At 58.8% G+C, this 26194-nt stretch carries 20 protein-coding genes; 7 read left to right on the forward strand and 13 right to left on the reverse strand.

Translation table 11 applies throughout. From position 1 onward, the window contains the following. Positions 1-88 precede the first annotated feature (88 nt). On the reverse strand, positions 89-1333 hold the full coding sequence (locus tag CDO73_RS27205; protein ID WP_256972653.1) for a substrate-binding domain-containing protein: 1245 nt from the start codon (positions 1331-1333) through the stop codon (positions 89-91). A 125-nt stretch (positions 1334-1458) separates the two neighbouring features. Between CDO73_RS27205 and CDO73_RS11025 the strand changes: the two genes are divergently transcribed. From CDO73_RS11025 to CDO73_RS11035, 3 genes are all read left to right on the forward strand, one after another. Beyond that, a complete protein-coding gene (locus CDO73_RS11025) occupies positions 1459-2361 on the forward strand; it encodes an ROK family protein (RefSeq protein WP_088488588.1) in 903 nt (300 codons plus the stop codon). Between the two features lie 151 nt (positions 2362-2512). After that, on the forward strand, positions 2513-3460 hold the full coding sequence (manA, locus tag CDO73_RS11030) for a mannose-6-phosphate isomerase, class I (protein ID WP_088488589.1): 948 nt from the start codon (positions 2513-2515) through the stop codon (positions 3458-3460). Positions 3461-3686: 226 nt separating this feature from the next. Further along, complete coding sequence (locus CDO73_RS11035; RefSeq protein ID WP_088488590.1) at positions 3687-6038, forward strand: M13 family metallopeptidase; 2352 nt, start codon at positions 3687-3689, stop codon at positions 6036-6038. A gap of 100 nt (positions 6039-6138) precedes the next feature. On the opposite strand, the gene CDO73_RS26740 is transcribed toward CDO73_RS11035, so the two are convergent. Continuing rightward, positions 6139-6285 (reverse strand): hypothetical protein, encoded by a 147-nt coding sequence (locus CDO73_RS26740; protein ID WP_179218669.1) that lies wholly within the window; start codon positions 6283-6285, stop codon positions 6139-6141. A 328-nt stretch (positions 6286-6613) separates the two neighbouring features. Between CDO73_RS26740 and CDO73_RS11040 the strand changes: the two genes are divergently transcribed. Together CDO73_RS11040 and CDO73_RS11045 are read left to right on the forward strand one after the other, a co-directional pair. Continuing rightward, positions 6614-7777 carry a glycoside hydrolase family 27 protein gene (locus CDO73_RS11040; RefSeq protein WP_088488591.1) on the forward strand — a complete coding sequence of 388 codons (1164 nt, stop codon included), beginning with the start codon at positions 6614-6616 and terminating at the stop codon, positions 7775-7777. 1 nt (position 7778) lies between these two features. Further along, positions 7779-7982, forward strand: a complete 204-nt coding sequence (locus tag CDO73_RS11045; RefSeq protein WP_088488592.1) for a hypothetical protein — start codon at positions 7779-7781, stop codon at positions 7980-7982. Here CDO73_RS11045 and CDO73_RS11050 read toward each other — a convergent pair. The 4 genes from CDO73_RS11050 to CDO73_RS11065 all read right to left on the reverse strand — a co-directional run bounded on the left by CDO73_RS11050 (position 7979) and on the right by CDO73_RS11065 (position 12480). After that, on the reverse strand, positions 7979-8794 hold the full coding sequence (locus tag CDO73_RS11050) for a helix-turn-helix domain-containing protein (RefSeq protein WP_088488593.1): 816 nt from the start codon (positions 8792-8794) through the stop codon (positions 7979-7981). The genes CDO73_RS11045 and CDO73_RS11050 overlap by 4 nt on opposite strands. Positions 8795-9330: 536 nt before the next feature. Further along, positions 9331-10098 (reverse strand): SDR family NAD(P)-dependent oxidoreductase, encoded by a 768-nt coding sequence (locus CDO73_RS11055; RefSeq protein ID WP_088488594.1) that lies wholly within the window; start codon positions 10096-10098, stop codon positions 9331-9333. Between the two features lie 50 nt (positions 10099-10148). Continuing rightward, positions 10149-11531, reverse strand: a complete 1383-nt coding sequence (locus CDO73_RS11060; protein ID WP_143536120.1) for a Rossmann-fold NAD(P)-binding domain-containing protein — start codon at positions 11529-11531, stop codon at positions 10149-10151. A gap of 52 nt (positions 11532-11583) precedes the next feature. Next, the gene (locus tag CDO73_RS11065; RefSeq protein ID WP_088488596.1) at positions 11584-12480 is read right to left on the reverse strand and encodes an AraC family transcriptional regulator; all 897 of its coding nucleotides are present in this window, start codon (positions 12478-12480) and stop codon (positions 11584-11586) included. A 141-nt stretch (positions 12481-12621) separates the two neighbouring features. Between CDO73_RS11065 and CDO73_RS11070 the strand changes: the two genes are divergently transcribed. Continuing rightward, positions 12622-14079, forward strand: a complete 1458-nt coding sequence (locus CDO73_RS11070; protein ID WP_088488597.1) for an alpha-L-fucosidase — start codon at positions 12622-12624, stop codon at positions 14077-14079. A 344-nt stretch (positions 14080-14423) separates the two neighbouring features. Here the strand turns inward: CDO73_RS11070 and CDO73_RS11075 are convergent, their stop codons facing one another. The 5 genes from CDO73_RS11075 to CDO73_RS11095 all read right to left on the reverse strand — a co-directional run bounded on the left by CDO73_RS11075 (position 14424) and on the right by CDO73_RS11095 (position 21478). Then, positions 14424-15080: a ThuA domain-containing protein gene (locus CDO73_RS11075; protein ID WP_088488598.1), complete on the reverse strand. Its 657-nt coding sequence runs from the start codon at positions 15078-15080 to the stop codon at positions 14424-14426. 154 nt (positions 15081-15234) lie between these two features. Beyond that, on the reverse strand, positions 15235-17235 hold the full coding sequence (gene cydC / locus CDO73_RS11080; protein ID WP_088488599.1) for a thiol reductant ABC exporter subunit CydC: 2001 nt from the start codon (positions 17233-17235) through the stop codon (positions 15235-15237). Beyond that, positions 17232-19067, reverse strand: coding sequence for a thiol reductant ABC exporter subunit CydD (cydD, locus tag CDO73_RS11085; protein ID WP_088488600.1), 1836 nt, complete (start codon positions 19065-19067; stop codon positions 17232-17234). The genes cydC and cydD overlap by 4 nt, the downstream gene beginning before the upstream one ends. Position 19068: 1 nt before the next feature. Next, positions 19069-20082 (reverse strand): cytochrome d ubiquinol oxidase subunit II, encoded by a 1014-nt coding sequence (gene cydB, locus CDO73_RS11090; protein WP_088488601.1) that lies wholly within the window; start codon positions 20080-20082, stop codon positions 19069-19071. Next, complete coding sequence (locus tag CDO73_RS11095; protein ID WP_088488602.1) at positions 20072-21478, reverse strand: cytochrome ubiquinol oxidase subunit I; 1407 nt, start codon at positions 21476-21478, stop codon at positions 20072-20074. Before CDO73_RS11095 ends, cydB begins: the two co-directional genes overlap by 11 nt. Before the next feature lie 971 nt (positions 21479-22449). On the opposite strand from CDO73_RS11095, the gene CDO73_RS11105 reads away from it, so the two are divergent. Then, positions 22450-23142: a hypothetical protein gene (locus tag CDO73_RS11105; protein ID WP_088488604.1), complete on the forward strand. Its 693-nt coding sequence runs from the start codon at positions 22450-22452 to the stop codon at positions 23140-23142. Between the two features lie 231 nt (positions 23143-23373). Here CDO73_RS11105 and CDO73_RS11110 read toward each other — a convergent pair whose 3' ends face one another. Together CDO73_RS11110 and CDO73_RS11115 are read right to left on the reverse strand one after the other, a co-directional pair. Next, complete coding sequence (locus CDO73_RS11110; protein ID WP_088488605.1) at positions 23374-24795, reverse strand: MATE family efflux transporter; 1422 nt, start codon at positions 24793-24795, stop codon at positions 23374-23376. Positions 24796-24997: 202 nt separating this feature from the next. Further along, a complete protein-coding gene (locus CDO73_RS11115) occupies positions 24998-26194 on the reverse strand; it encodes a GGDEF domain-containing protein (RefSeq protein ID WP_088488606.1) in 1197 nt (398 codons plus the stop codon).

Below are 26194 nucleotides of genomic sequence, written 5' to 3' on the forward strand. Positions count from 1 at the left end.
ACGTTGCTTAAAAGGCAATGCAGGGTGCAATATCGATTGTAGCGAAGACGTTAGCCTGCCGATCCTTCCTCGGCAGCCAGAGGATCGCTCATCCGAGCGATCCTTTCGGCGTCTGCTCAAACGATCCCGCCGCCGCCCAGCGCACCGCTTCGCGCCGGCTCCCGTATCCGCCGAGCAGCAGCTCGACCGCCGCTTCGCCCATTCCGCGTTTGTCGACGCGGACGGTGGCGGATACGCCGGAACCGGCTTCTGACGCCTGCTCCAAGCCGTCGAAACCGACGACCTCCGCTTGTTCCGCCGCGGAGCCGCCCAGCGCGCGAAGGCGGCGGATCAGCAGCAACGCCAAACGGTCGTTGCCGCAGAAGAACGCGGTCGGCAGCAGTTCCGCCGCCTCGGCCTTCCGCTCTATCGCTTCTGCTTCGCCTTCTGCCGCTCCAGCCTTCCGCTCCGCCGTCTTGGCTTCGTTTGCCGCCGCGTCCTCATCCCGCTCTATCTCTTCCGCTTCGCTTCCCGCCATGCGGCCGCGGCCTTTCCGCTTCACCGCCTCTGCGCCGCTGTCCGCCTTCGCTCCGCTGCTCGCCCCGAAGCCCATCCGCGCCAGAAACTCGCCGATCTCCCGCTCGTTTTCGTCCATATCGAAATCGCTCGCTTCCAGCAGCGTATGCCGCTGGTCGATCGGCAGCCCAGCTTCGCGCATCGCGCGCCAATAGCCGAACCAGCGCTCTTCGTGGCTCGTCGTCAGATTGGCCGGCCCGATAAAGCCGATCTGCCGATGCCCCCGCCCGATCAGCCAACGCACCGCCGCTTCCGCGCCTTCGGTATTCGCCGACACCGCCGCCGCGCAGGGCAGATCGCGATAATACGAATCGAGCATGACGAGCGGCACGCCGCTCTCCCAGACTTTGCGCGCATACGGCTTGGCGACGATGCCGAACAGGATCACGCCGATATGCTCCACGTCTTCGAATACGCCCGGCAGGATCAATCCTTCTTCCATCTCCCGGTCGATCCGCGCGATGACGGCGTTGCAGCCTTTGGCCCGGATGCTTTCTTCCAAGCTCCACAGCATATCGTGGAAAAAGCGGAAGTGTTCGTCGTCCGCGTAGCTGACGACCCGTTCGGGCACCAGCACCAATACGTTCCGGCTTGCGCGGCCCGCCCGGCCGTCGGCGCCGGAAGGGTCGTAGCCCACCTCTTTCGCCGCCGCCAGCACCGATCGCCGCACCTCCTCGCTCACGCCTTTTTTGCCCGACAAAGCCAGAGATACCGCATTCTTCGAGATGCCCAGCCGGTCCGCGACCGTCTGCATCGAGATTTTCTTGGGTCTTGCCATCGCCAACGCCTCCTTGATCTGAAACAAAAACGCTATTCGTCCGCATCGGGATATGATATGCTGATCCCATGTTACTTTACAGAAAAACATTTAGTCAAGTTTTGTAAAGTCAAGGAGGAGCAATCATGATCGCTATCGGAATCGATATCGGAGGCACCAAAATCGCGGTAGGGCTTGTCGACGAGCACGGAAACGTAATCTCGCAGCAGTCGCTCAAGACCGATCCGTCCAAAACGCCCACGGCTTTGATCGCGGAGACGGCGGCTGCCGTTAACGCGCTGCTGGATACGAGCGGCATCGCGCCGGAAGACGTCAAAGGCATCGGAGTCGGGGCGCCGGGACCGCTGGACGCCAAACACGGCCGACTCGATAGCCCGCCCAATCTGCCGGCTTGGCACGGATTCGGCGTCGTCGAAGAGTTGAAGAAACATTTCGGGGCTTGGCCGGTGCATTTCCAGAACGACGCGACGGCGGCGGCATTGGCGGAAAAATGGCTGGGCGCGGCGAAGGAAGCGGACAACTTCGTGTTTATCACGGTGAGCACGGGCATCGGAGCGGGCATCTATATGCACGGACGGCTGATCACGGGCGCTTCCGGCAACGCGGGCGACGTGGGCTTTATCATGGTCGAACCGGGCGCGGCGGGAACCGAAGGGTATTGGGAACAGGTCGCTTCGGGTACGGCCATCGCGCGTCAGGCTTCGGAACTGCTGGGCCGTGCGGTCGGCACGAAGGAAGCGTTCGATCTGGCGGCAGGCGGCGACGCGAAGATGCGCGAGCTGATCGAAGTCACTTATCGGCGTCTCGGCATGGGCTGCGTCTCGCTGATCAACACGCTCGATCCCGAGATGCTGGTGATCGGCGGCGGCGTATCGCAGATCGGCGAACCGCTGTTCGACGCGATCCGCGCTTACGTCTCGCGGCATGCGCTGAGTCCGGCAGGACGCCGCACGGCGATCGTTCCGGCGGCGCTCAGCCAGAATGCCGGGCTGATCGGCGCGGCTTCGCTGGTGCATCAAGCGTACTGATCCAGCGAACGGCGGCGGGCGACGAGCGCATGAAGGAACGTATAAAATCCGGCGTCTGACCGCCCGCTCGCCGGGTAATAAGGAAGCAGGGCTCGGACCTTCCGGCCGGCTTGCAGACAAGAGAATCGAATACCCAAAGGAGCGCGAGAACATGAACCAACCTCTTTTCCTCACCCCCGTTTTCCAAGAACGGATCTGGGGCGGCACCAAACTGAATACGCTGTTCGGCTACGAAATTCCCAACGACAAGACCGGCGAATGCTGGGCGGTGTCGGGACATAAGAACGGGCAAAGCGTCGTACATAACGGCCCTTACGCGGGCACCAAACTGGGCGATCTGTGGAACGAGCATCCCGAGTTGTTCGGCGATTCGGAGTCGGACGTTTTCCCGCTGCTGACCAAGATTCTCGACGCTTCGGACGATCTGTCGGTGCAGGTGCATCCGGACGACGCTTACGCGCGCGAATTCGAGAACGGCGAACTGGGCAAAACGGAATGCTGGTACATCGTCGCCGCCGAGCCTGGCGCTTCCATCGTCTACGGCCATAACGCGCAGTCCCACGAAGAACTGCGTTCGATGATCGAAGCCGGCCAATGGGACGAGCTGCTGACGAAGATCGAAGTGAAAGCGGGCGATTTCTTCTACGTGCCGAGCGGGACCATTCATGCTTTGGGCGCGGGCATCGTCGTGCTGGAGACGCAGCAGAGTTCCGACACCACGTACCGCGTCTACGATTACGATCGCAAAGACGCGAACGGCCAAGGCCGCGAGCTGCATCTGGAAAAAGCGATCGAAGTAACCACCGTTCCTCAGTCTTACAGCGGCGGCGCTTACGAGACGGATCGGCTGGACGGCATTACGATCACCAAATTCGTCTCGAACGAGTTCTTCACCGTGCAGAAATGGGAAGTCGACGGCGAAGCCCGTTTCGACGCGCGCGAACGGTATACGATCGTCAGCATCTTGGACGGCGAAGGCACGCTTCAAGGCGGCGACGGCGAATACCCGCTGCGCAAAGGCGACCATTTCATCCTCCCTGCCGGCTTCGGTCCTTATACGATCGACGGAAAATTGACCACGATCACGTCGTGGGAATAACGAATCGGACGGCTCGCTTCTAAAATGAACGTTTTTTTCTGATAACCGCTTTTCGGCGCCGATGCCGGGAAGCGGTTTTTGCGTTCGAATTTCGGTTATGTGCCTTTTTCGGCGAAACCTTTTATTTCCTGTTTGCGTATTAGCAAGGCAGCGGGCTTATTGCGCTCTGACGATCTCGGTTTCGGTCGATGCCCGATTTATTTTATTTTTCGAGGAGGATCTCCAAGTGAAAAAAGCGACAAAACTGCTTCTTGCTTCATCCCTGCTCCTGTCGGCGCTTCCGGCAGGCTTGACGCAGGCCGAAGAAGCCACGCTCACCCGCGCTCAGGTCGTCGATTATCTGCTGAGCATTACCGACGATTACGCGCCGAACGTGGCCAAGACCGATATTCTCAAAGGCGACGCCAAAGGCAACACCGCCGAAAGCCGTCCGGTCTCTCTCATCGAAGCGCTGATCATGCTCGGCCGCGCGTTCCCGAACCTGCCGACGCCGGTCGGCAACGATCTGCGCCAGGTCGGCACGCCGGCGACGTTCAGCGACGTTCCGAACTGGGCGCAGACGGAACTGGCCAGACTCGCCAAAGCAGGCATCGTCAACGGCACGACCGAAGGCAAACTGGGTTCTTCCGATCCGGTCACGCTGGAGCAGCTTCAGACGTTCGCTCACCGTGCGATGGCGCTGGAAGGCACCAACCCGCGCGACGACTACTACGAATACATAAACAAAGATTGGTTGAACAAGTCCACGATCGACGCGGGCGAAATGAGCAACGGCGTGTTCAACGAGCTGACCGTCGGCAACGACAAACGGATCAGCGCCATGATCGACCAGATCGCTGCCGCTCCGCAAACGAGCGGTTCCGTCGAGCAGAAGATCGCGGACTTCTACGGCAACGCGCTCGATATCGAACACCGCAACAAGCAGGGCATCGAACCGATCAAACCTTACCTCAAAGCGATCGACGAAGCGACCACCGTTCAGCAGTTGTTCGACGCGACGATGAAGACCGAAGACAAGTTGGCCGTCGGTTCGCTGATGTCGTTCGGCATTATGAGCGACGCCAAGAACAGCAGCGTTAATGCGCTGTATTTCGGCGCGCTCGCGACGACGCTGGACAAAAACAGCTACATGTCGGGAGACGCCAAGACCGAAGAAGCCTACAAAGCCTATCTGGCGGGACTGCTCAAACTGGCCGGCAGCGACGAGAAAAGCGCGCAGCAGCAAGCCGACGCGATGTTCGCGTTCGAGAAACAGCTTGCGGAGGCATCGATGGACCCGCAGGATCAAGGCGACGTCGCCAAATATTATAATCCGTATACGCGCGCGCAGTTCAAAGCTTTGTTCCCTACCGTCGACGTGGACAAGATGCTGCAAGAAGTCGGACTCGGCAAAGCGGACAAAGTCATCGTGACGGATGTCGGCTTGGCCAAAAAATCCGCAGAACTGCTGACCGACAAAAATCTCGATACGCTGAAAACGTATGCCAAAGTGATGCTGCTGAACAGCACCGGCGGCGTATTGTCCGAAGACTTCGAGAAATTGTCGCAGGACTTCCAAGCAAAGATGTACGGCATTCAAGGCGAGAAGACCCGTCAGCAAAAAGCGGTCGCTCTGACGCAGAGCGTGATGAGCGATGACCTCGGCCGGATGTTCACGGAACGTTACTTCAGCCCGGAAGCGAAGCAGGACGTCGAGAAAATGGTGCAGCAGTTTATAGGCGTATACAAACAGCGGATTCAGAACTTGGATTGGATGTCCGAGACGACCAAAGCCAAAGCGATCAAAAAGCTGGATACCATGAAGGTCAAAGTCGGTTATCCGGACAAATGGGACGACAGCCTGAAAGACGTGCAGATCGTTTCGGTCAAAAACGGCGGCTCGCTTCTCGACAACTTCGTCGCGATCAACAAAGCGGCCAGAGACAAAATGATCGCTTCGCTCGGACAACCGGTCGACAAAGAAGCTTGGGGGCTCAGCGTCTATACCGTAAACGCTTATTACAGCCCTTTGAATAACGAGATCGTATTCCCGGCCGGGATTCTGCAAGCGCCGTTCTACGATATCGAAGCGAAACACGAAACGAACATGGGCGCGATCGGCATGGTTATCGCCCACGAGATCAGTCACGCTTTCGACAATATGGGCGCGTCTTACGACGAGAACGGCAACGCCGCGGATTGGTGGACGGCAGAAGACTACAAGAAGTTCCAAGAGAAACTTCAGCGCGTGGTCGAATATTACGACGGCGTGGAGATCATGCCGGGCGTGCAGAATAACGGCAAGCTGACCGTCAGCGAGAACGTCGCCGACCTCGGAGGCATGGCCGCGTCGCTTCAAGTGCTGTCGCAGACGCCGAACGCGGACTACAAAGCTTATTTCGAAGGCTATGCCACGATCTGGCGCATGACCATGAACCGCGAAGTCGCCGCTTACTACTCGACGATCGACACCCACTCGGCGAACAAAGTCCGCGTCAACCGTACGATCGGCAACTTCCCGCAGTTCTACGAAGCGTACGGCGTCACCGACAAAGACGCGATGTTCGTCGCGCCGGAAGATCGGGTAAGCATCTGGTAAGACCGAACTTTTTAGCTGTCGTTATTCGGTTATCGATCAAATAAATACCGCCGGACCTTTCCTGTAACCTAATCAGGGGGGCCGGCGGTATTTTTCGGTTTTATTCGGGTTTGGCGAATAGATGCGCGATGACGAGCAGCAGGCCGATCGTCCCCATGAACAAAGTGACGCCTTCCATGCCTAAGGAACAAAAGTGAAAAATGATCGCGAACAGCATCACGCCGATTCCGAGTCGGTAGTATTTCATGAAATGCTCTCCTTTTCCGATCGAGAAATAGATGACGATGCGATGACGGACAAAAAGATCTGGATTCATCTTCGATCGTATTTTTCGTTAGCCAACTTGTACGATAACATAAGATATACATATCCAAAATAGAGATAAGGTTCCAATTTTTCCGATTCAAAAAAGCCCCAAAGTCTCAGTAACGAAATTCGTTTCGAAGCGTTTATGTCTATCTAAATAAACAACATGAATCCATACGAAAGCAACCGGGCTCCATAGAAGAACGGCGGCTATTCATGGTTTAATCTCGGTGGAAAGATATTCGAAACAACCGGAGAGGATGACCGATATGAGCTTTAACGCGCCGCTCGGCCTGAAGCCCGCGATGGGCTGGAATTCGTGGAATACGTTTACGTGGGACATCAACGAACAATTGATTCGGGACGCGGCCGACCGCTTCGTTTCCGACGGTTATCGGGACGCGGGGTACGAATACATCGTCATCGACGACTGTTGGAGCCTTCGGGATCGCGACGAACAAGGAAATCTGGTCGTCGATCCGGAGAAATTCCCGAGCGGAATGAGAGCGCTTGCGGATTATATCCACGGGAAAGGTCTGAAGTTCGGCATGTATTCCTGCGTCGGCACCCACACCTGCGCCGGACATCCGGGCAGCTTCGAACACGAGTTTCAGGATGCGGCGCTGTTTGCGGAATGGGGCGTCGATTTCCTCAAATACGATTACTGCTTCAAGCCGCGCCATATGTCGGGAGAGCTGCTGTACAAACGCATGAGTTTGGCGCTCAAGAACTGCGGCCGCGAGATTCTGTTCTCGGCATGCAACTGGGGCGAAGACGGAGTGTACGAATGGATTCGCGAATCGGGCGCGCATATGTACCGCTCGACCGAAGACATTCGCGACAACTGGGAATCGATCAAGAAGTTGGCCCTTTCCCAGCTCGGCAAACAAAGCTATACCGGCTCTTTTTGCCACAACGATATGGATATGCTCGTCGTCGGCATGTACGGCGGCAGCAACAGCGACTTTATCGGTAGCATCGGAGGATGCAGCGATATCGAATACAAAACGCATTTCTCGCTGTGGAGCCTGATGGGTTCGCCGCTGATGATCGGCTGCGATATTCGCAAAGACCAGCCGGCCGCGCGGGAAATCCTACTGAACCCGGATCTGATCGCGATCAATCAGGATCTCGAAAGCCGGGGCGCTTACCGGATCAAACCGGAACCGCAGTGGTTCCATGACGACGACGTGTTCATGCTGGTCAAAGTGCTGACGGACGGCGATCTCGCGATCGGATTCTTCAACCTGAGCGATAGCGCTCGCGAGATCTCGCTGCAGTTCTGGGATACGGGTCTGCCTTACGCTTCGGGCTTCTCTTTGTCGATGTACGACTGCTGGGAGCATCGGGAGCTGGGCGTGTTCCGCGAGCGTTACGCGCCGACCGTCGGCGCGCACGACTGCCATATAGTTCGGGCCAAGCTGGTGCGCTGACGTGGCTAGCGACCGTTTCTGCTTGACCTGCGGCGTCCCGCTGGAATCCGACGATATCGCGCTCTATATGAAGCTGATCTCCCGGATGGACCGCCGCTTCGTCTGCCTCGACTGTCTCGGCCGCAGACTGAACTGCGAAAGGGATACGCTGGAGAAACTGATCGCGTACTACCGGCAGTCGGGCCGCTGCGTGCTGTTCCGTTAATGCGGACTCGCGTGCAGCGCCCGGTAAGCGGTCGGCGATACGGAAACGGCTTTTTTGAACGTTTTGGAAAAATGCAGCGGATCGCCGTAACCGACCGAATACGCGACCGACTGGACCGACAAATCGCCGCCGCGCAGCAGTTCGCAGGCGCGTTCGATCCGAACGCCGGCGATATAAGCGGACACCGAGCGGCCGGTCGCTTCTTTAAACAGCCGAAACAAATAGCTGCGTTCGATCTTGGCGGCTCCCGCGATCTCCTGAACCGTCAGCGAAGAGTTCCAATAATTCCGCTCCACGTACGTCTTGGCGACCCGAACATAATCGGTCGCCTCTTCTTCGTGCCGAGCGTACCGCTCCGCGTAATGCGACAGCAGCAGCCGGAGTCCCGCATCCGTACGCAGACGCTCGAACGGCTTGACGCCGGGACTCCACGAAGTATGGAACAAACTGCCCAGATCCGGAGCCGCCAGTGTCGCGACGGCCACGGGATGCTCCGGTTCGAACGCCGCCAGCGCAAGCAGCCGCCTCGCCTCCTCGCCCGCGAACTCGTTCCAGACGTATTCCCACGGATCGAGCAGATCCGGATAGTAATACACTTCGCATCCGGGAAAAATCACAAAGCTGTCGCCCGGACCGAGCCGGTACGCCGCTCCGCCCGTCTCGAACGTGCCGAAGCCTTCGACGATGTAATGCAGGGCGTACACGTCGCGCACGCCGGGTCCCCATTGATGCAGATTCGCCGGTTTGTGACCGCCGGCTAAGCAGCTCAGGCCGCCGGATACGTATTCGCCTCGGCCGGGTAACCGATCCATGTGATGGCTCCTTTCTCGTATTCGGGAATTTATGAAAGTACGCGGAGCGCGTCAGATCATGTTTCGAACTCGAACTCATCTTCGCCCGCTAAAAATTCGCACCGGCTGGCAGACTCGCAGGAAATGTTGACGTTACGTCAACATTTTCTCTCTTTTTAAAGGATATGAGAAGGAATGTTGACGTTTCGCCAGCAATTTATGCGTTATAGGCCGGAATTATAGGAAAAACGTTGAAAATGCTGACGTTTCGTCAACAATTGCGCGAATATGCGTTTTTCAGGCTCGAAATGTTGACGTTTCGTCAGTATTTGATAACTGCCGTTATCTCCAGCGCCTGCTCCCCTCCGCCACACGTCATTCTCCTCTCAAGCTCTATGCTTCCATACTATCAGATTCCGGGTTAAAAGCGCGCAGCGCAAAGAAAGCGGGCTTAACGCCGGAAAAGCGCGTTCATGTCTGAACGTCTTTTCCGGCGCAAGCACGCTTTCGGTTCGTCGGTCGTCGGAAAGTCGGTCTATCGAGAGAGGATACGTGCGCTACCAAGGCCATTCCCGGCCTTGGTAGTCGCGCATAACCAGCCGGTCTTCGTCGATCGCATGAGGTTTGTCGTCCCACGGCAGCGCGCTGCCGAGAAAATACTCCAGCGCGGACGCCGCCGATTCCGCCGGTTCCAGTTCGGCTTCCTCGTTGCGGGTGCCGGACATGTACGTCCGCAGCCAACCCGGATGATACAGCCGGAACGTATAGCCTTCCGGCCGCAGGCGGTCGAACAGCATGCGGACGCCGCGGTTCAAAGCCGCTTTGGACATGCAGTAGCCGAACCACGCGGTGCGTTCCGCTTTGCCGATGCTGCCCGCTTCGGAAGAGACGTAGCACAGCCGTTTGAGTTCGCCGCGTTCCAGCAGCGGCAGAAACGCTTCGCTCATGCGAATCGGACCGAGCGCGTTGACCTGATACAGGCGCATCATCTCGTCGTAATCCTGCGGGATGCGGATCGAATCTTCGCTGCGCTCCGTGATCACGCCCGCGTTATTGATCAGCAGATCGAGGCTGCGAGTGCGTTCTTCCACGGCAGCCGCGGCCGCCAGCACGGAAGAGTCGCTCGACACGTCGAGCGGCAGGATCACCAGCAGATCCGGATAGCGGGCTTGCAGTTCTTGAAGCTGCGGCCAGTCCGGCAGATAGCTGCCGGCGAACACGCGCCAGCCGCGCGCCACCAGCCCTTCGGCAAGCGCTAGGCCCAGCCCGCGATCCGCGCCGGTCACGACGGCATTGCCGCCGGTATGAGTAGAAGATTCGTTCATCGGGAATCGACCTCCTTATATCCTTTCGACTCTTAATCAGAGGCTTGCGTTCAGAACGGCCATTCTTCGCCTCGGCTTCCGGTCAGCACCAGCCGTCCTTCGTCGGCATGCGGATTCGCGAAGAATCCGGCGGCAAAACGCGCCGATTCCGCCGTCAAGCTCGGCAGCGAAGCCATCGCGTCGCCGGCGGCCGCCGCGCTTCCGCCCGCTTCGCGGCCGATCGGAGCCGCCGAACGCAGCGGCGAAAGGCCCGGGTCGTACAGCCGGAACGTGTAGCCTTCCCGGCGCAGGTCGTTGAATAGCAGCTTCGCCTGCATATGCAGCGCCGTCCGCGCCATCGCGCGCCCGATCGGCGCGGACGCGTCGCCCGCGGAGACGCTGCCTTCGTGCGACGACACGAAGCAGATGCGTTTGAGCCCGCCTGCCGCTTCCATGAGCGGCAGCAGACGTTCCGCCGCTTGCAGCGGCGTCAGCGCGTACGTCGCGTAATCGCGCAGACGTCCTTCGGTCGTATCCGCCCCGTCGAAAGGCGAAGACCACGGCTCCGCCGGGTTCGCGCCGGCGGAACCGCTCGCCGGAGCGCCTTCAAGCGCGGCGGACTGGGTCCCGCCGAGCCGCCCCGGCGCATGATCGCGCGGCGCGGATTCGGCCGCAGCCGCCGGCAAAGCTTCTCCCCGAGCGGGCCCGGGCTCGCCCGCATTCAACACCAGCAGATCGATGCGGCCCGCCAGCTCGGCCGTCAGACGCGCCGCTTGCTCCAGCGCGCCCGGCCGCGAAGCGTCCAGCGGCACCGCGCGCAGCCGGCCGTGACCCGGCAGCGGAGCGGCGGCAGATGCCGGGCCGCCGCTTGCTCCATCGCTACGCGGTCCGTCAGATCCCGGACCGCCAGCTTCCTCCGCGAAAGCTCCCGCGCCGAGAGGCGCGCCCGCTTCTGCGGCGGCCGTATCCGCCGCGCGTTCGTTCCCCGCGCGGCCTTGTCCGGCTTCGCCCGCGAAGATATCGGCGGCTGCCGAATCCTCGTCCGTCCGCCGTTCGTTCGTCTCCGGTCCGAAAGCGACCGAACCTTCGAAATCGTTCAAACCCGAAGTTCCCGTGCCTGTCGGAACTTGAGAATTTTCTCCGATCTTCGGTCCGTCCGTTTCTCCGCCGCTTCCTTCGATTTCGCCGTAAGCGGCCGGACGATTGTCGCAGGCCGCCCCGGCTTCGTTCGAGGCTTGATCTTGGCGCAGCCAATCCGACAGCGAACGTTTGCCGCCGTCTTCCGCCCGACCGCGATCCGGGGCGTCCGTCGTATCTTCGGTTCGAGCGCTCGCGCCGGGGTCCGATGCCTCCGGATCGCCTCCGATCACGTTCCAGCCCCGGGAGACCAATTCGCGTCCCAACGCCGCGCCGAACGGTTCGCGCAGATTCAGAATCCATGCCACTCTATCCACGGTATGTTCCTCCTTCGCTTCGGGTTCGTTCCGCGAATGTCGACCGTTTCGCTTATGCATTTATACCTTCCGCCGAACCGTTCGACTCGGTTCGGACGGATTCTTCTCTTTTTTGTTTGTCGCCGCTTGCCTGCCTCCGGTAATCGGTCGGCGTGGATCCCGCGTGTTTTTTGAACTGTTTGGAGAAATAGAACGTATCGTTAAAGCCCAACTGCTGCGCCACTTCCGCAACGGAAGACGTCGTCGTGGCCAGCAATCTTTTGGCTTTTTCGATTTTTTTGTGCGTCGCGTATTGGATCGGCGGCATCCCCGCATACTGCTTGAACATGCGGATAAACGAGTTCGGATGCATATACGCGATATCGGCCAATTCTTCGACCGTGACGTTGCGCGCGAGATGCTCGTCGATATAACCCAGCACCTCGGTCAGCTTGTCGATCGGGGAAGCGTTTTTGAACAAAACTTTCTCGGCTTCCACGTTCAGGCTATCGATATAGCAGGCGATCAATTCCATGAGTTTGCTTTTGGCGAGCAGCTTGGCGCAGACCGCGTCGGAATTGGCGTACTCCGCGAGTTCCGCGAAGATCTTCGCCAGCCGATCGGGCTGAGCCGGCATGCAGCGGGGATTCAGATCCAGCAGTTTGAACAGATTGATGCCGCCGACATGCGCCGTGAAATGGCACCAATATTTCTCGAACGGCCGATCGCTGATTACGGAATACGATTGATTGACGCCTTCCGGCATCAGGAACAGTTCCCCCGGCAGCGGATAATATTCGCGGTCCCCGATCTTCAGCCAGCCTTCGCCTTCGCAGATGAAATAAAATTTGCTGTAATCGGGCGTATAATCGATATCGCTCCAATCCGGCGCGCATACGTTATGATGGGCCGTGATCAGCTCGACTTCGAGGTTGGACAGATAATTCGATAACAATGCGCGACGGTCCATCTCACGCCCTCCTTGCTCCTTGCTATTTTTGTACAGGATGCCGCTATTAATCTACATTCTAACGCGCGTCGGCTCCCCGTATACTGATAATCAATCATCCAACATTCCTCGACGGAAAAACAAGGAGGCTGCATTCGAACGATGGACCGACACGCCTATTTGCAACAGATCAAAGACACGATCGCCGCAGGCCGTTTCAAAGAAAGCTGGGATTCGCTCAGTCAATTCGAAGTCCCGCAATGGTATAAACAAGCCAAGTTCGGCATCTTCATTCACTGGGGCCTCTATTCCGTGCCCGCTTACGATAGCGAATGGTATTCGCGCAACATGTACATCCAAGGCGAGAAAGCGTACGAACACCATCTGCAAACGTACGGCAAACATACGGAATTCGGCTACAAAGACTTTATTCCGATGTTCACCGCCGAACGGTTCGACGCCACGGAATGGGCCGAGTTGTTCCGGCAGTCCGGCGCGAAATACGTCATGCCGGTCGCGGAACATCACGACGGCTTCCAGATGTACCGCAGCGAACTGTCCGCTTACAATGCTTACGAGATGGGACCGCGTCGCGATCTGCTCGGCGAGATGAAGCAGGCGTTCGAAGAACGGGATCTGGTGCTGTGCGCTTCGTCTCACCGGGCGGAACATTGGTTCTTCATGTCGCACGGCAAAGAGTTCGAGTCCGATATCCATGAACCGCTCAAGCTCGGCGATTTCTACTGGCCGGCCCAACCGGAACCGGACCATCACGATCTGTTCGGTTCTCCTCCGAGCGAAGAGTATCTGGAAGACTGGCTGCTCCGCACCTGCGAGATCGTCGATCGGTATCAACCGCGAATCGTCTATTTCGATTGGTGGATTCAGAACGCGGTGTTCAAGCCTTATCTGCGCGCCTTCGCGGCGTATTACTACAACAAAGGCGAAGAATGGGGCACGCCGGTCGCGATCAATTACAAGCATGACGCCTATATGTTCGGCACGGCGGTGCCCGACGTGGAACGCGGACAATTCGCCGAACTCAAACCGTACTATTGGCAGACCGATACGGCCGTCGCCAAAAACTCTTGGTGTTATACCGAAAACAACGATTATAAATCGTCCGTCGAGATTATCCGCGACCTCGTGGACATCGTCAGCAAAAACGGCAATCTCCTGCTCAATATCGGACCCAAAGCCGACGGCAGCATTCCGGAGGAAGACCGGCGGATTCTGACGGAAATCGGCGATTGGCTGCGGGTGAACGGCGAAGCGATCTACGAGACGAGTTACTGGCGGACTTCGGGCGAAGGGCCGACCAAAGTCATCGAAGGACAGTTCCAAGACGGAGAAACCAAACCGTATACGTCCGAAGACATTCGTTTTACCGTCAAAGGCGCTTACCTGTACGCCACGGTGCTCGTCTATCCCGAAAACGGCGAAGTGTCCGTCACGTCGCTCAAAAAAGAATCCGTGCATTTCTCGGGCTTGATCCGCAGCATCAGCGTGCTCGGTTTCGACGAAACTCCCGAGTGGGAACGCACGGAAGAAGCGCTGGTTATTCGAACGTCGTCCGTATCCGGCGCCGTTCCGGTCGTGTTCAAGATCGAATTGGATTAAAGTGGTTCCGGCCGAGAGCCGGTTGGTTTAACAACCTTCGATACTTGCTCGGCATCGTTTCTTACAGAGTCGTCACCCTCAACCGCCAAAGGGCCGTACAGCGCGAAAGCGCGTACGGTCCTTTTTGGCGTATCGTCAAGATGCGATCGATATTTCCTGCGTCCGGATTGGGATTAGGGCTTGTCTTCAAACCTGCCGACGTGCATCTTTTACCGCCTTTTCGCGCTTCGCTTTCCTTTGACATGCCCCTGCATGCAGACTCGCAGCAAATGTTGACGTTGGGTCAGGATTTCACAGAGGCATCGGTATCCGTCGAAAAATTTAGATTCAATGCAGTCAACTCGCTAAACCTGAATCTCCGTGCCCGACGGGTCGCGTCTGGCGCACCAGTCCAAAGCGTTCCGCAGCAGAGTCTGGAACATCGGATGCTGCCACACTTCGAGTTCGTGTCCCGGCGTCAGCACGCAGACGCGGCCGCGGCCGTACGTACGCGTCCAGCCGCCCGGCTGCGTTCCGTGCTCCGACACGGTCGTCATGATCAGATCGGCGATCGGATCTTCCCATTCCATAAAATAATGTTCGTCGTGCACGGCGAATTCTTCGACGCCCGCGGCGATCGGATGCTGTTTGTCCGGGTGAATCTCGACTCGGCACGCTTCGGGATGATGCGTGAACGCGCCTCCGGCCAGCCGCCGGAACAACTCGTCTTCTTTGTATCCGGCCGTTCCCGCATGAACCGCCAGCAGCGAACCGCCCCGCTCGACGTAATGCTCGAACGCCTGCTGGACCTGTTCGCTCATCCAGAACCGTTTTTCCTCTTCGGATTGACTGTTCGCGCGCGCGACCAGCACGATCGGATATCTTCCAAGTTCCTCCGGATCGAACTTCTCGACGTGTTCGGTGACGACAAATTCGAATTCGCCGCCCGCCAGCGGTTCCAATCCCTGCCGGACCGTATCCGCCGGATGCCAGCGGTCGCCGCAGATCACTTGTACCTTCATCGTGTATGCCTCCTTCGATTCTCTACTCTCTTTTCTACCCTTTTCCTTGTGATAACGTTACCATTTCGAGCGCGGATATACAAAAAAAGCATCTCCGCCCGGCGTTCGTCGATCCGGCAATCCGGATAAACGCGCGTCGGCGAAGATGCGAAGATCAGCTATGAACGGGCTGTCTGCCCTTTTGATCGGCGGCTGCGTTCGTCCGCGATTCCGAAGCAGCCGGCATCGAAGCCGCAAAGGCCCGATCCCACGGACGATCCAGCCGATACAGATTCCGGTAGCGTTCCGAAGACGCCATCAGCTCGGCATGGGTACCTCGCAGCACGATTCGGCCTTCGTCCATAAACAGGATCTCGTCCATCTGTTCGGCCGCGACCAGATGATGGGTCGCCCAGATCAAAGTCTTGCCTTCCGTCTCGGCGAGCAGCGTACGCAGCAGCGCCGATTCGGTCCGCGGATCGAGTCCGACCGTCGGTTCGTCGAGCAGCAGCACCGGCGTAGCTTGAAGCAGCACGCGTGCGAGCGCGACGCGCTGGCGTTCGCCGCCGGAGAATCGCGCGCCGGCTTCGCGCATCGGCGTGGCACTGCCTTGAGGCAGGCTGTCGATCAGTTCGCCGAGCCGGGCGCGCCGAGCCGCTTCCCGAACTTCTTCGTCCGAAGCGTCTTCTCGTCCCAACCGGATATTGTTCTGAATCGTGGTATCGAACAAATGCGGGCTCTGGTTGAGCACCGAGACGATCTTCGGCATCTGTCCGCCCAGCAGGTGAGCGGACAAACCGTTAAACGTCAGGCTGCCGCTCGACGCCGCATAGACGCCTTGAATCAACTTGAGCAGCGTAGACTTGCCGGAACCGCTGCGCCCGATGATCGCGATGCGTTTGCCCTGCGGAATATCGAGATCGAGATCGCGAACGGCGCGTTCGCCGCTGCCTAGGTAACGAAAATCCATCCCCCGAATCCGGATATGGGCATCCCGCGCCATACGCGCCGCCGCTTCGGCGGGAACGGCGGGAATCGAAGATTCCTCCGTTTCTTCTGCTTGATCCAGCGCGTTCAGACGGTTCAACGATTCCGTATACGACGGAATCCGGTTCACGGCGTCGGCCATCGGAGTGAACGCGTCGGACAGCGGAACGACCACCAAGACGAACGCGGCCAGCAGCGTCGCCGGAATACTGCGGTCCGCCAATTGTCCGGCCGCCCAGACGGCGACGATCAAGACCAGAAGACCGACCGACATCTGCGTGATGAGCGCGCGGCGCCGCGTCCAAGCGCTCAACCGGCGTTCGTAGACGCCCGCTTCGCGTTCCCCTTGTTCGTAAGCGGCGGCGAACTCTCTGCCTCGCCCGCTGATCGTCCAGTCGCCGAGTCCCAGAACGGCATCGGTCAATCTCGCGTACAACGCCGATTGAGCGCGTTTCAATCCGATCTGATTGCGCCGGGTGATCCGCAGCGAAACGAACGGCACGACGGCGACCAGCACCAGCAGATACAGCGCCGTCAGCAGCGCGAAGGCCCAATCGAACCAGCCCAGCGCCAGCACGACCACGGCGTAAGCGAGCAGCGCCGTCACGCCGGGAAAGATGCTGCGAACGTACACGTCCTGCAGTTTCTCCACGTCGTCGGACATCAAACCGAGCAGATCGCCCGTGCGGTAGCGCGAACGCAATTGCAGCGCCTGCGGTTCCAAGCGGCCGTAGAGCCGCACGCGCATCTTCGACAGCACGCGCAGCACCGCGTCGTGCGCGCTTAAGCGTTCGACGTAACGCAGCACCGAACGGGCGATGCCGAAAGTACGCACGCCGACGATCGGCACGTAGACCATAAGGATGTTCTCGGGCCGCAGCGCCGACTTGGAGATCAGGAAGCCCGAAGTGAACGTCAGCATTCCGGCCGCCAGCACGGTCAGCGCGCCGAGCGCGATAATCGCCGCGAAACGCAGAGCATGAGCGCGCAGATAAGGCGCGATCCAGCCTTCCGGTTTCGGGGGGCGGGAGCTGCCGGACAATCCGGCGTTCGCGCTATTCGCCGACTGTTTCGAAGAGGCGATCCGGACCGGAACGGCTGCGCTTCCGGAAGCCCGAACAGAGGTTATCGCAGACTCTTCGCCTGCCGTACGTCTGCTCGGTTCGTTTGCCTGATTGACCGTGCTCATGCCGTTCCCTCCCATTCGGCCGCCAGCAGCGCGGCATACGCGCCGCCTCTCGCCAGCAGTTCTTCGTGCGTGCCTTGCTCAACCACGCGGCCGCCGTCCATGACGACGATCCGATCCATGTCGGCCATCCAATGCAGGCGATGCGTGGCCAGAATCACCAATCGGTCTTCGAACAGCTTCAGCATCGTAGCCTTCAGTTCGTATTCCGTTTCGATGTCCAGATGGGCGGTCGGCTCGTCCAGCAGCATGATCTGCCGCTGTCCGAGCAGCGCGCGGGCCAGCGCCACGCGCTGCTCCTGCCCGCCGCTGAGCGGACGTCCGCCCGCGCCGACCGGCTCGTCGAGGCCGAGCGGCAGCTTGGCCAGCAGTCCGCGAAGCCCGGCGTCTTCGGCCGCCCGCAGAACCTCCTCCCGGCTAGCATCGGGCCGGTAGAAGGCGACGTTGTCCGCCAGCGTGCCGCTGAACAGATAAGGTTGCTGCGGAATATAAGTGATCCGCTCCCGCCAAGCACGGCCCGCAAGCGGACGGCGCTCCCCGGCGAGACGGAAGGAAGCGGAACCTTCGCTCGGCGGCAGGAATCCGCCGAGCACGTCGACCAGCGTCGACTTGCCCGCGCCGCTGAGACCGACGATTCCTACTTTTAGCGGACCGCTCAGCTTAAGGTTGATAGGTTCAAGCGAAGCTTGGCCTTCCGCTTCGTGACGCACGGCTGCGCCGGACAGTTCGATCTCCGGGAAGACTTCCGCCGAGCCGGAAGCTTGCCCGGTCGCGGACGATGCCGAAATCCGGGAAGACGCCGAGGCTTCTCGGCCGGCGCGATCGCTTCCGCCGCGAGCCGCAGCGTTTCCGGCTTCTTCCGCCTCGGCCGGCCGCTCGTCTTCCGCGAACGGAGACGGGGTATCGATGATCGCCTGGATCTGTTCGCCGGCTTCTTTGCCGTCCATCGTCGCATGGTAATCCGCGCCGAGCGAACGGATCGGGACGAAAAATTCCGGAGCCAGAATCAGGATGGTCAGCGCGCCTTCGAGCATGAACGTTCCGTTAACGAGCCGCAGCCCGAGGCTCACCGCCACGCAGGCGACCGACAGCATCGTGAAGAAGTCCAGCGCGAACGAAGACAGAAAAGCTACCCGCATACTGCGGATGGTCGCGATCCGATACCGTTCGCTGGTGCGCTCGATCGACCGCGCATGATCGCGGCTTCGCCCGAGAAACTTCAGCGTTTCCAGCCCGCGCAGCGAATCGACGAAGTGGTTGGACAGCACGCGGTACGTCGCCCACTGCTTGTCCATTTGTTTCTGCGCGGCCATGCCGAGCAGAATCATGAAGACGATCAGGATCGGGAACACGAAGCCGAGCAGCAGCGCCGAGATCCAATCCAACGTCAATACATAGATGCCGACGAACAGCGGCGTGAACACGTTCGTCGTCAACCGCGGGAGGAACAGTTCAAGAAACGTCCGATACTTGCTTACGCCTTCTCGCGTCAGCGTCACCAGATTGCCGGTGCCGAGCCGACCGGCGGCACGCGGACCCAGCTCGAACAGCTTGTCCATCATCTGCCGCCGCAGATTCTCTCCCGTTCGTTCCGCGAACCGGTAAGCGATCTTGGATTGAACGAACGTCATGCCTTGACGCAGAAGCAGGGCCGCCAGAAAGCCGATCAGCCGTCCGATCTGGCTCTGAAGCGATTCGCCCGCGAACAATCCGGAGATCGCCTGCGCCAGCCATACCGCCTGTAGGATGATCGCCGCGCTCTGCACGATCGCGCAGAGCGCAAGCACAGCCATGACCGGCTTGATGCCGTTCAGCTTTCCGAGGCCCCGTCCCATATCAGTACTCCAAGTGCGTCTTCTCGTGAATCCGCTTGTGGAAGACGAAGTAGCTCCAGATCTGGTAACCGAGAACGAACGGCAGCAGCGACAGCGCCACGATCGTCATGACTTTGAGCGAATAATTGCCGGAAGCGGCGTTGTAGACCGTCAGGTCGAACGCGGAACCGAGCGAGCTGACCATCACGCGAGGGAACAAAGCGACGAATACCGCCGCGACCGCCAGCGCGATCACCGTTCCGGTCATGCCGAACGCCCAACCTTCGCGGCCCTGCTTCATGAAGTAGCCGGCCGATACGAACGCGGCGGCCCCGACGACGGCCATGATCGCGAGAATCGCGCCCCGAGTCTGGAAAGCATCCGTGGAAACGAACGTCAGCACCGCAAGGATCACCAGCAGCGCGGCCAGCGGAATCAACCATTTGCGCGCCATTTCGCGGGCCCGCAGACGCAGGTCGCCTTCGGTACGCAGCGAAGCGAACATCAAGCCGTGCACGACGCACAAGCAGACGACCGACAGGCCGGCCACGACGGAATAAGGATTCACGACATCGAAGAATCCGGCATGCATCTGCATGTCGCCGTCGATCGGCATCCCTTTCATCAGTGTCGCGAAGACCACGCCGAGCAGGAACGGCGGCAGGAAGCTGCCGAGGAAGATCGAGATATCCCAAGCTTTGCGCCAGTTGGCATTGCCGACTTTGCCGCGGAATTCGAACGCCACGCCGCGGGCGATCAGCGCCAGCAGCAGCACGACGAGCGGAATATAGAACCCGCTGAACAGCGTCGCGTACCAGTTCGGGAACGCCGCGAACATCGCGCCGCCCGCCGTCAGCAGCCAGACTTCGTTGCCGTCCCAGAACGGGCCGATCGAGTTGATCAGCATCCGTTTTTCCGTATCGTTTTTCGCCAGCAGGCGGGTCGCCATGCCTACGCCGAAATCGAAGCCTTCCAAGAAAAAGAATCCGATGAACAGCACAGCCACCAAGATAAACCAGAGTTCGCTAAGAGACATGAGCTACCTCCTTCTCGAACGGATCATGCGGCTGTTCCAGCCCTTCTTTTTCTCCGCTCGGACCTTTTTTGATTTCTTTGACGAACAGGTAGACCATCACGCCGCCGAGCAGCGTATAGACGGCCGAGAACGTAATGATCGAGAACAGCACCGAACCGGACGAGACGTTGGGCGACACGCTGTCGGCGGTCGTCATCAGTCCGAAGACGGTCCACGGTTGGCGTCCGACTTCGGTCATGATCCACCCTGACGTATTCGCGATAAACGGCAGCGCGATCGCCCATTTCATGCAGTGCCAATACCATCTCGGCGCTTTGTCCAGTCTGCGGCGAAGCGCCAGATATGTGCCGTACAACGAGAACAGGATCAGCAGACCGCCGCTCGCCACCATGAAACGGAAGCTCCAGAAGGTCGTTTTGACCGGAGGAATGTAATCGCCTTGGCCGTACTGCTGATTGTATTGCGCGTTCAATTCTTTCATGCCGGTCACGGCTCCGTTGAACTCGCCGTAAGACAGGTAGCTGAGCAGGCCCGGAATCGGCAGGTTCAGCTCGAACGAATTGCTTTGGCCGTTCACGTCGATGCCGGAGATCAGCGCCCACGGCGCTTTGTCCGCCGTGGTCTCCCAGATCCCTTCGGCCGCCGCCATCTTCATCGGCTGCGTCTGAACGAGGTGCTGCGCCTGCGAGTGGCCGCTGAACGCCACGCCGAGCGAGGAGATCAGGCCGATCACGATCGCGATGCCGAACGAAGTTTTGAACAAATGCGCTTCTTTTTTGCCCAGCATCTTGATCGCGCAGATTCCGGCGACCACGAACGCGCCGGTCAAGTAAGCGCCGAACACCGTATGCGGGAACTCGTAGATCAACTGCGGATTGGTGATGAGCGCAAAGAAATCGTTCATCTCCGCGCGGCCGTTCTGCACGCTGAAGCCGACCGGCTGCTGCATGAACGAGTTGGCCGTCAGAATCCAGAACGCCGACAGCGTGGTGCCGATCACGACCAGCCAGATGCAGGCCAGATGGACTTTCTTGGACAGCTTGTCCCAACCGAAGATCCAGAGGCCGATAAACGTCGATTCCAAGAAGAACGCGAACAGCGCTTCGATCGCCAGCGGCGCGCCGAACACGTCTCCGACGAAGCGCGAATAGTCGGACCAGTTCATGCCGAACTGGAATTCTTGCAGAATCCCCGTTACGACCCCGACCGCGAAGTTAATCAGGAACAGCTTCCCCCAGAACTTGGCCATTTTCTTGTAGTTTTCATCTTTCTTGACGACATACATGGTCTCCATGATCGCGACGAACAGCACCAGACCGATCGATACCGGAACGAAAAAGAAGTGGTAAATCGTCGTCAGCGCATATTGAAGCCGCGCAAGATCGAGCACATCCATGTGATCCCTTCCTCTCTTTGCTTTAGGTAGTGAGTAGTGATATAGCTCACGAGCGTGAACGAAATCTGCAATTAGTTTGTCAGAAATCTCACAGCGATTTAGTGACGTTTATCACAAAAAGAGGTCGGAATTGTGAAAAAAAGTGATCTTGGTCACAAAATGATTAAAATTTGCGGCGAGAGACGGGGCGTGTGCGGGGGCTGCGCGTGCGGAGTCGGGTTACGATCGCGTGTTGTTTTCGGATTCCTTCATCGAAGAGCTTGCAAGGGTGGAATCCGAAAACAAAGGCGACCGCTTCGCTTCTTCACTCCGTCTCCGCCCGCTCCGCGGGCACACGCCTGCTCCCGCCGGGGGCGAGGAGGAAAGCGCAGGTCCAGTACGCGAAGAGCATGCTTCCGCCGAGGGCGAGGAGGAAGTGCAGGTCCAGTACGCGTAGAGCATGCTTCCGCCGGGGGCGAGGAAGAGGTGCAGGTCCAGTACGTGAAGAGCATGCTCCCGCCGGCGAGGAGGAAAGTGCAGGATCGGAACAGAAACGAATAGCGTTTTTGCTGTTTTCCGCTTCTTTCTCGCCTCTGCTCTCTCTATCCGTCAGGCTAACGGAACGAGGTGGCGCTTAAAGCGGGATTCGGGGAGTGCTGCGATCCTAACGGATTCAGATGACGCTTAGACGGGGAAAAGGCGGAAATAAGCGCGTTTTCGGCCTGTTTGGCAGCGCTAACGGATCTCTTATCCGTTAACGGCGGAAAAGCGGTCAAAAAGGGGCTCTAACGAACCTACGATCCGTTAGAGCCCGCGAAGAAGTGTCGGTCGGAGAGGTGCCCGCAAACAGCGAATTTTCGGTCCGCGTTCAAACACGAGTCTCGAAAAGCGCACCGCCGAACAAGCGAGCTGCGGTTCCGCGGCCGGGCCGGCGTTTGAGCGGATCGACTTTTTTGTGCATAATGAGAAAAAAGGCCGCGGGAGGATACGCGATGAAGCAGAACGAGCAGACGATCTACATCGATACGACGTCCGTCAATCTGTGGTTCGGATTTTACGGGCTGGACGAGCCGTCTTCGAACGAACATGTATGGATTTACGCTACTCCCGATGTCGAAGATCCCGGCAATCTGCTGGCTTGGATCGGCGTCGGTTCGAAAAACCGGCTGCGCGAAATTCTGGAGGCCGAAGGCGTACCGACGATACTTGGAGATGAAACGGCGGCTGCCGAAGAAGAACCGTTTCTGCAAGAGATCCGCCGCCTGCTGGCATCGGACAAGACGGAATTCCGCTACTTCTACGACGATCCGCTCAGCGGCAAACTGCGGGAGCTTCCTTATCCGGATCTTCCGAGAGACGAGCGCGGCGCTCTGCCCTGCTTTATAGAAGTCTATCCGCCCGCCGAGTATCTGGAACGGGAGACGTTCGAGTCCGGCATCTCGGCTTTTTGCGAAAAATTTCTGAACATTCGGGCGCAAAAGATCGTCCATCTGCGGCCGATGCGTATTGAAACCGCGACCGAGGAATACGTCGGATTCGCGGCCGAGCTGCTGAGTCTGCCTCCGATCGACGATGAGCAGATCGCCGACATCGCCCGGCGCACTTCCCGAAGCGAAAACGAAATCCGCCGTCTGCTCGCCGAAGCGGAACGATCGAAATCGAACAAATCTAACGAACGCGATTAACCGACTTCGAGCAGCCGAACCGCAAAGCAAAAGCCCGCTTCGCCGCCGAAATCTCAGGCGGAAAAGCGGGCTTTTTCGATTGGAACGAACGGCTGGGTCAAGCTGCAAGCGGAGAGGGAACGGCACGATCGCGAGCAGGCCGACGCTGCCTGTGTCCGGGCTTCGTCGCCAAGCGAATGTTTCGAACGTTCCGCCCTCCCGCTTCGCCTTCGTCCCTGCTCTTTTTTCCTTTTATGCCGAAGGAGCGGCAGGAGGCACCAAGTTCTCGCTTTGTTCCGCTTCATGATGCTGCACGAGCGAATGCTTTTTCCAGACGCGGCTTTTCCAGCGCATGTACATGACCGATACGCGGATCCATTCGTCGGCGGCGATCGCCAGCCAGATTCCCGGCAGCCCCATATTGAGTTGGAACACGAGGACGTAACCGAGCGGCAGGCTGATGCCGACCATCGAGACGAGGCCTACGTAGACCGGGAATTTCGCGTCGCCGGCCGCGCGGAGGGAGCCGATCACGATCATATTGAACGTGCGCGCCGTCTCCAGCACGATGCTCAGCACGAGCACCTGCGTTGCCATGCGGATAATGTCCGCGTCGTCGGTGAAGATGCCGACCAACGGATGACGCAGCATAATCACGACCAGATCGACGATGACCGTAATGACGATCGCCCGTTTGACGCTGTTCCACACTTGGTGGTAGGCGTCTTCTTTGCGGTTCGCTCCGACCAGACGTCCGACGATAATGCCCGTGCCCATCGCGACCGCGACGGCGAACAAATAGATGAACATCGAGATGTTCGTGGCGTACTGACGGGCGGCCAACGCCTGCGCGCCGAGGAACGTCACGTAGAAGAAGAAAATCATCTGGCACGACTGATACGTGATCTGTTCAAGGGCCGAAGGCACGCCGATGCGCAGAATTTTCATCACGTATTCGCGGGTCAGGTTGAAGTAGAACTTGAACTGGATGCGGACTTCCATGACTTGATACAGCATCCACAACAGAACCACGGCAGCGACCGCCCGGCTGGCTACGGTCGAGATCGCGGCACCTTCGACGCCCATAGCCGGCAGGCCCATATGGCCGAAGATGAGCAGATAACCGCCCGTGACGCTCAGCACGTTCATCCCGAGCGCGACGAACATCGTAAGCTTCGTTTGCCCGTAAGTACGAATCGTGGCCGACAGCATATTGATCAAGGCTTGAAGGAAGATCCCGCCGCCGACGATATGCAGATAAGACTTGGCATAGACCAGAATTTCCCCGTGCAGATTCAACGCCACCATAAGATGATGGCCGAAGACGAGGAAGATCGCGCTCATCGTCAGGCCGAGCATCAGGTTGAGGGTCAGCGAGAGGCCGGAGATCTTCGCGGCTTCGTAATGATTGCGCGCCCCCAAATATTGCGCGATAACGATGGCGGCACCGTTACCGACGACTTCAAGGATCAGGATGGCGATCGAGATGACCTGGTTAGCCGCGCCTACCGCCGCTACCGCGTCATCCGACACGCCGCTGAGCATCATCGTATCCGTGATCCCCATCAACATAAACAAAAAGACTTCCAAGAATATCGGCCAGGTTAAACGGAACAGATTGAATTCGCGCTCCAGCGGCACGCCGCTCGAGGCCGACCCGTTCTTCGTTTTCATCTCTTCACCCTCCTTCGATCGTTCGTATAAGATCAGGATTCCGCTTCGGACAAAGCGAAACCGATTCAAAACAAACGTATCTTAGCACGGCGAAGTTGAAAAATCATCCCTTTTTCCGAAATTTCCTGAAAATCATATAAAACACTCTTGAAGCTTCCTTATTTGCATATAAACTTTTCAAAGCCGAACACGAAGACGGCGCTTAGACGCGGGCGCGTTCCAATTCGCGGGCCGGCATCGCAACCGACGATTCCGCGTAATGCGGTTCGGCCCGCTGAATCCGGTTGCGTCCTGCCCGCTTGGCCTCGTACAGAGCCATGTCGCAGCATTTGTAGATGCGCTCCAGATCCGATCCGTGCCGCGGCACGAACGTCAGCGCCCCGATGCTCAGGGTGTAAGCGCCCTGCGCCGACGCACGAATCCGTTCGGCGAGCAGCGTCGATTCGGCTTTGGACGTGTCGGGCAGCAGAATCGCGAATTCGTCTCCTCCGTAACGGCCGAACAGATCGTCCGGGCGGAGCTGACGGGCGACGATCGCGCTCATCTCGCGCAGCACCCGATCGCCGATATCATGACCGTGCGTGTCGTTGATGCCTTTGAACCCGTCGATATCGAACAGCAAGAACGAGACCGGAAGATTGCGTTTGGCATGACGATCGAGAATCGCCGAAGCTTTGTTCAGGAACGTGCGGCGATTCCAGATCTGCGTCAGATCGTCCAGACTGGCCAGACGGACCAATTCTTCGTCGGACTTCTGTTTGGCGAGCAGCACGAAGCCGGTATTCGCCAACACCATCGTCAGATACGAAGAGATCGAGAACAAGTTCTGGCTGACGCCCGCCGTAAGAAGAGCGGTCGTTCCGCCGGAAAAAGAAGCCGCTCCCGCCCGGACGAACAAAGCGGCGGCCACGAAACCGTACAATCCGCCCATCAAGCGGCGCAGCGCCGTGGCGCGCGGCTCGATCAGCAGCTTCAACGCGGGCGGCGCGATCAGTACCGCTGAGAAGACCGAAGCGACCACGATGCGAACGTACTCGTAATTGTAGAAAAAGACGACGCCGTTAAACGTCAATATCGCGAGCAGCGTCACCCCGATACCGATACGGCGGGACCGTACCGACAGGGTTCCGTGCATTCTCAGCAGCGCGGCCGCTTCCAGCGCCGTCCCGATCAGCAGCAGCGTATTGACGAGCGAAATCACGAGCCGATCGTCCAAAAAACTTCCTTTGAGGATCATCAGCGTCCAAGCGGCGGCTTGCAGCAGCTTGGCGACATAGAAAGCGGAAATCAATCCATCCCGGCTCTCGCTGCGACGATAAGCGCTAAGCAGCACGACGGTAAAGATATGACCGCAAATCAGAAAAACGTATACCGTCTGCGGATCAAAGCGAAAAGACAT

Origin of the sequence: Saccharibacillus sp. O23, assembly GCF_002205895.1 — a bacterium.
Classification (GTDB): Bacteria; Bacillota; Bacilli; order Paenibacillales; family Paenibacillaceae; genus Saccharibacillus.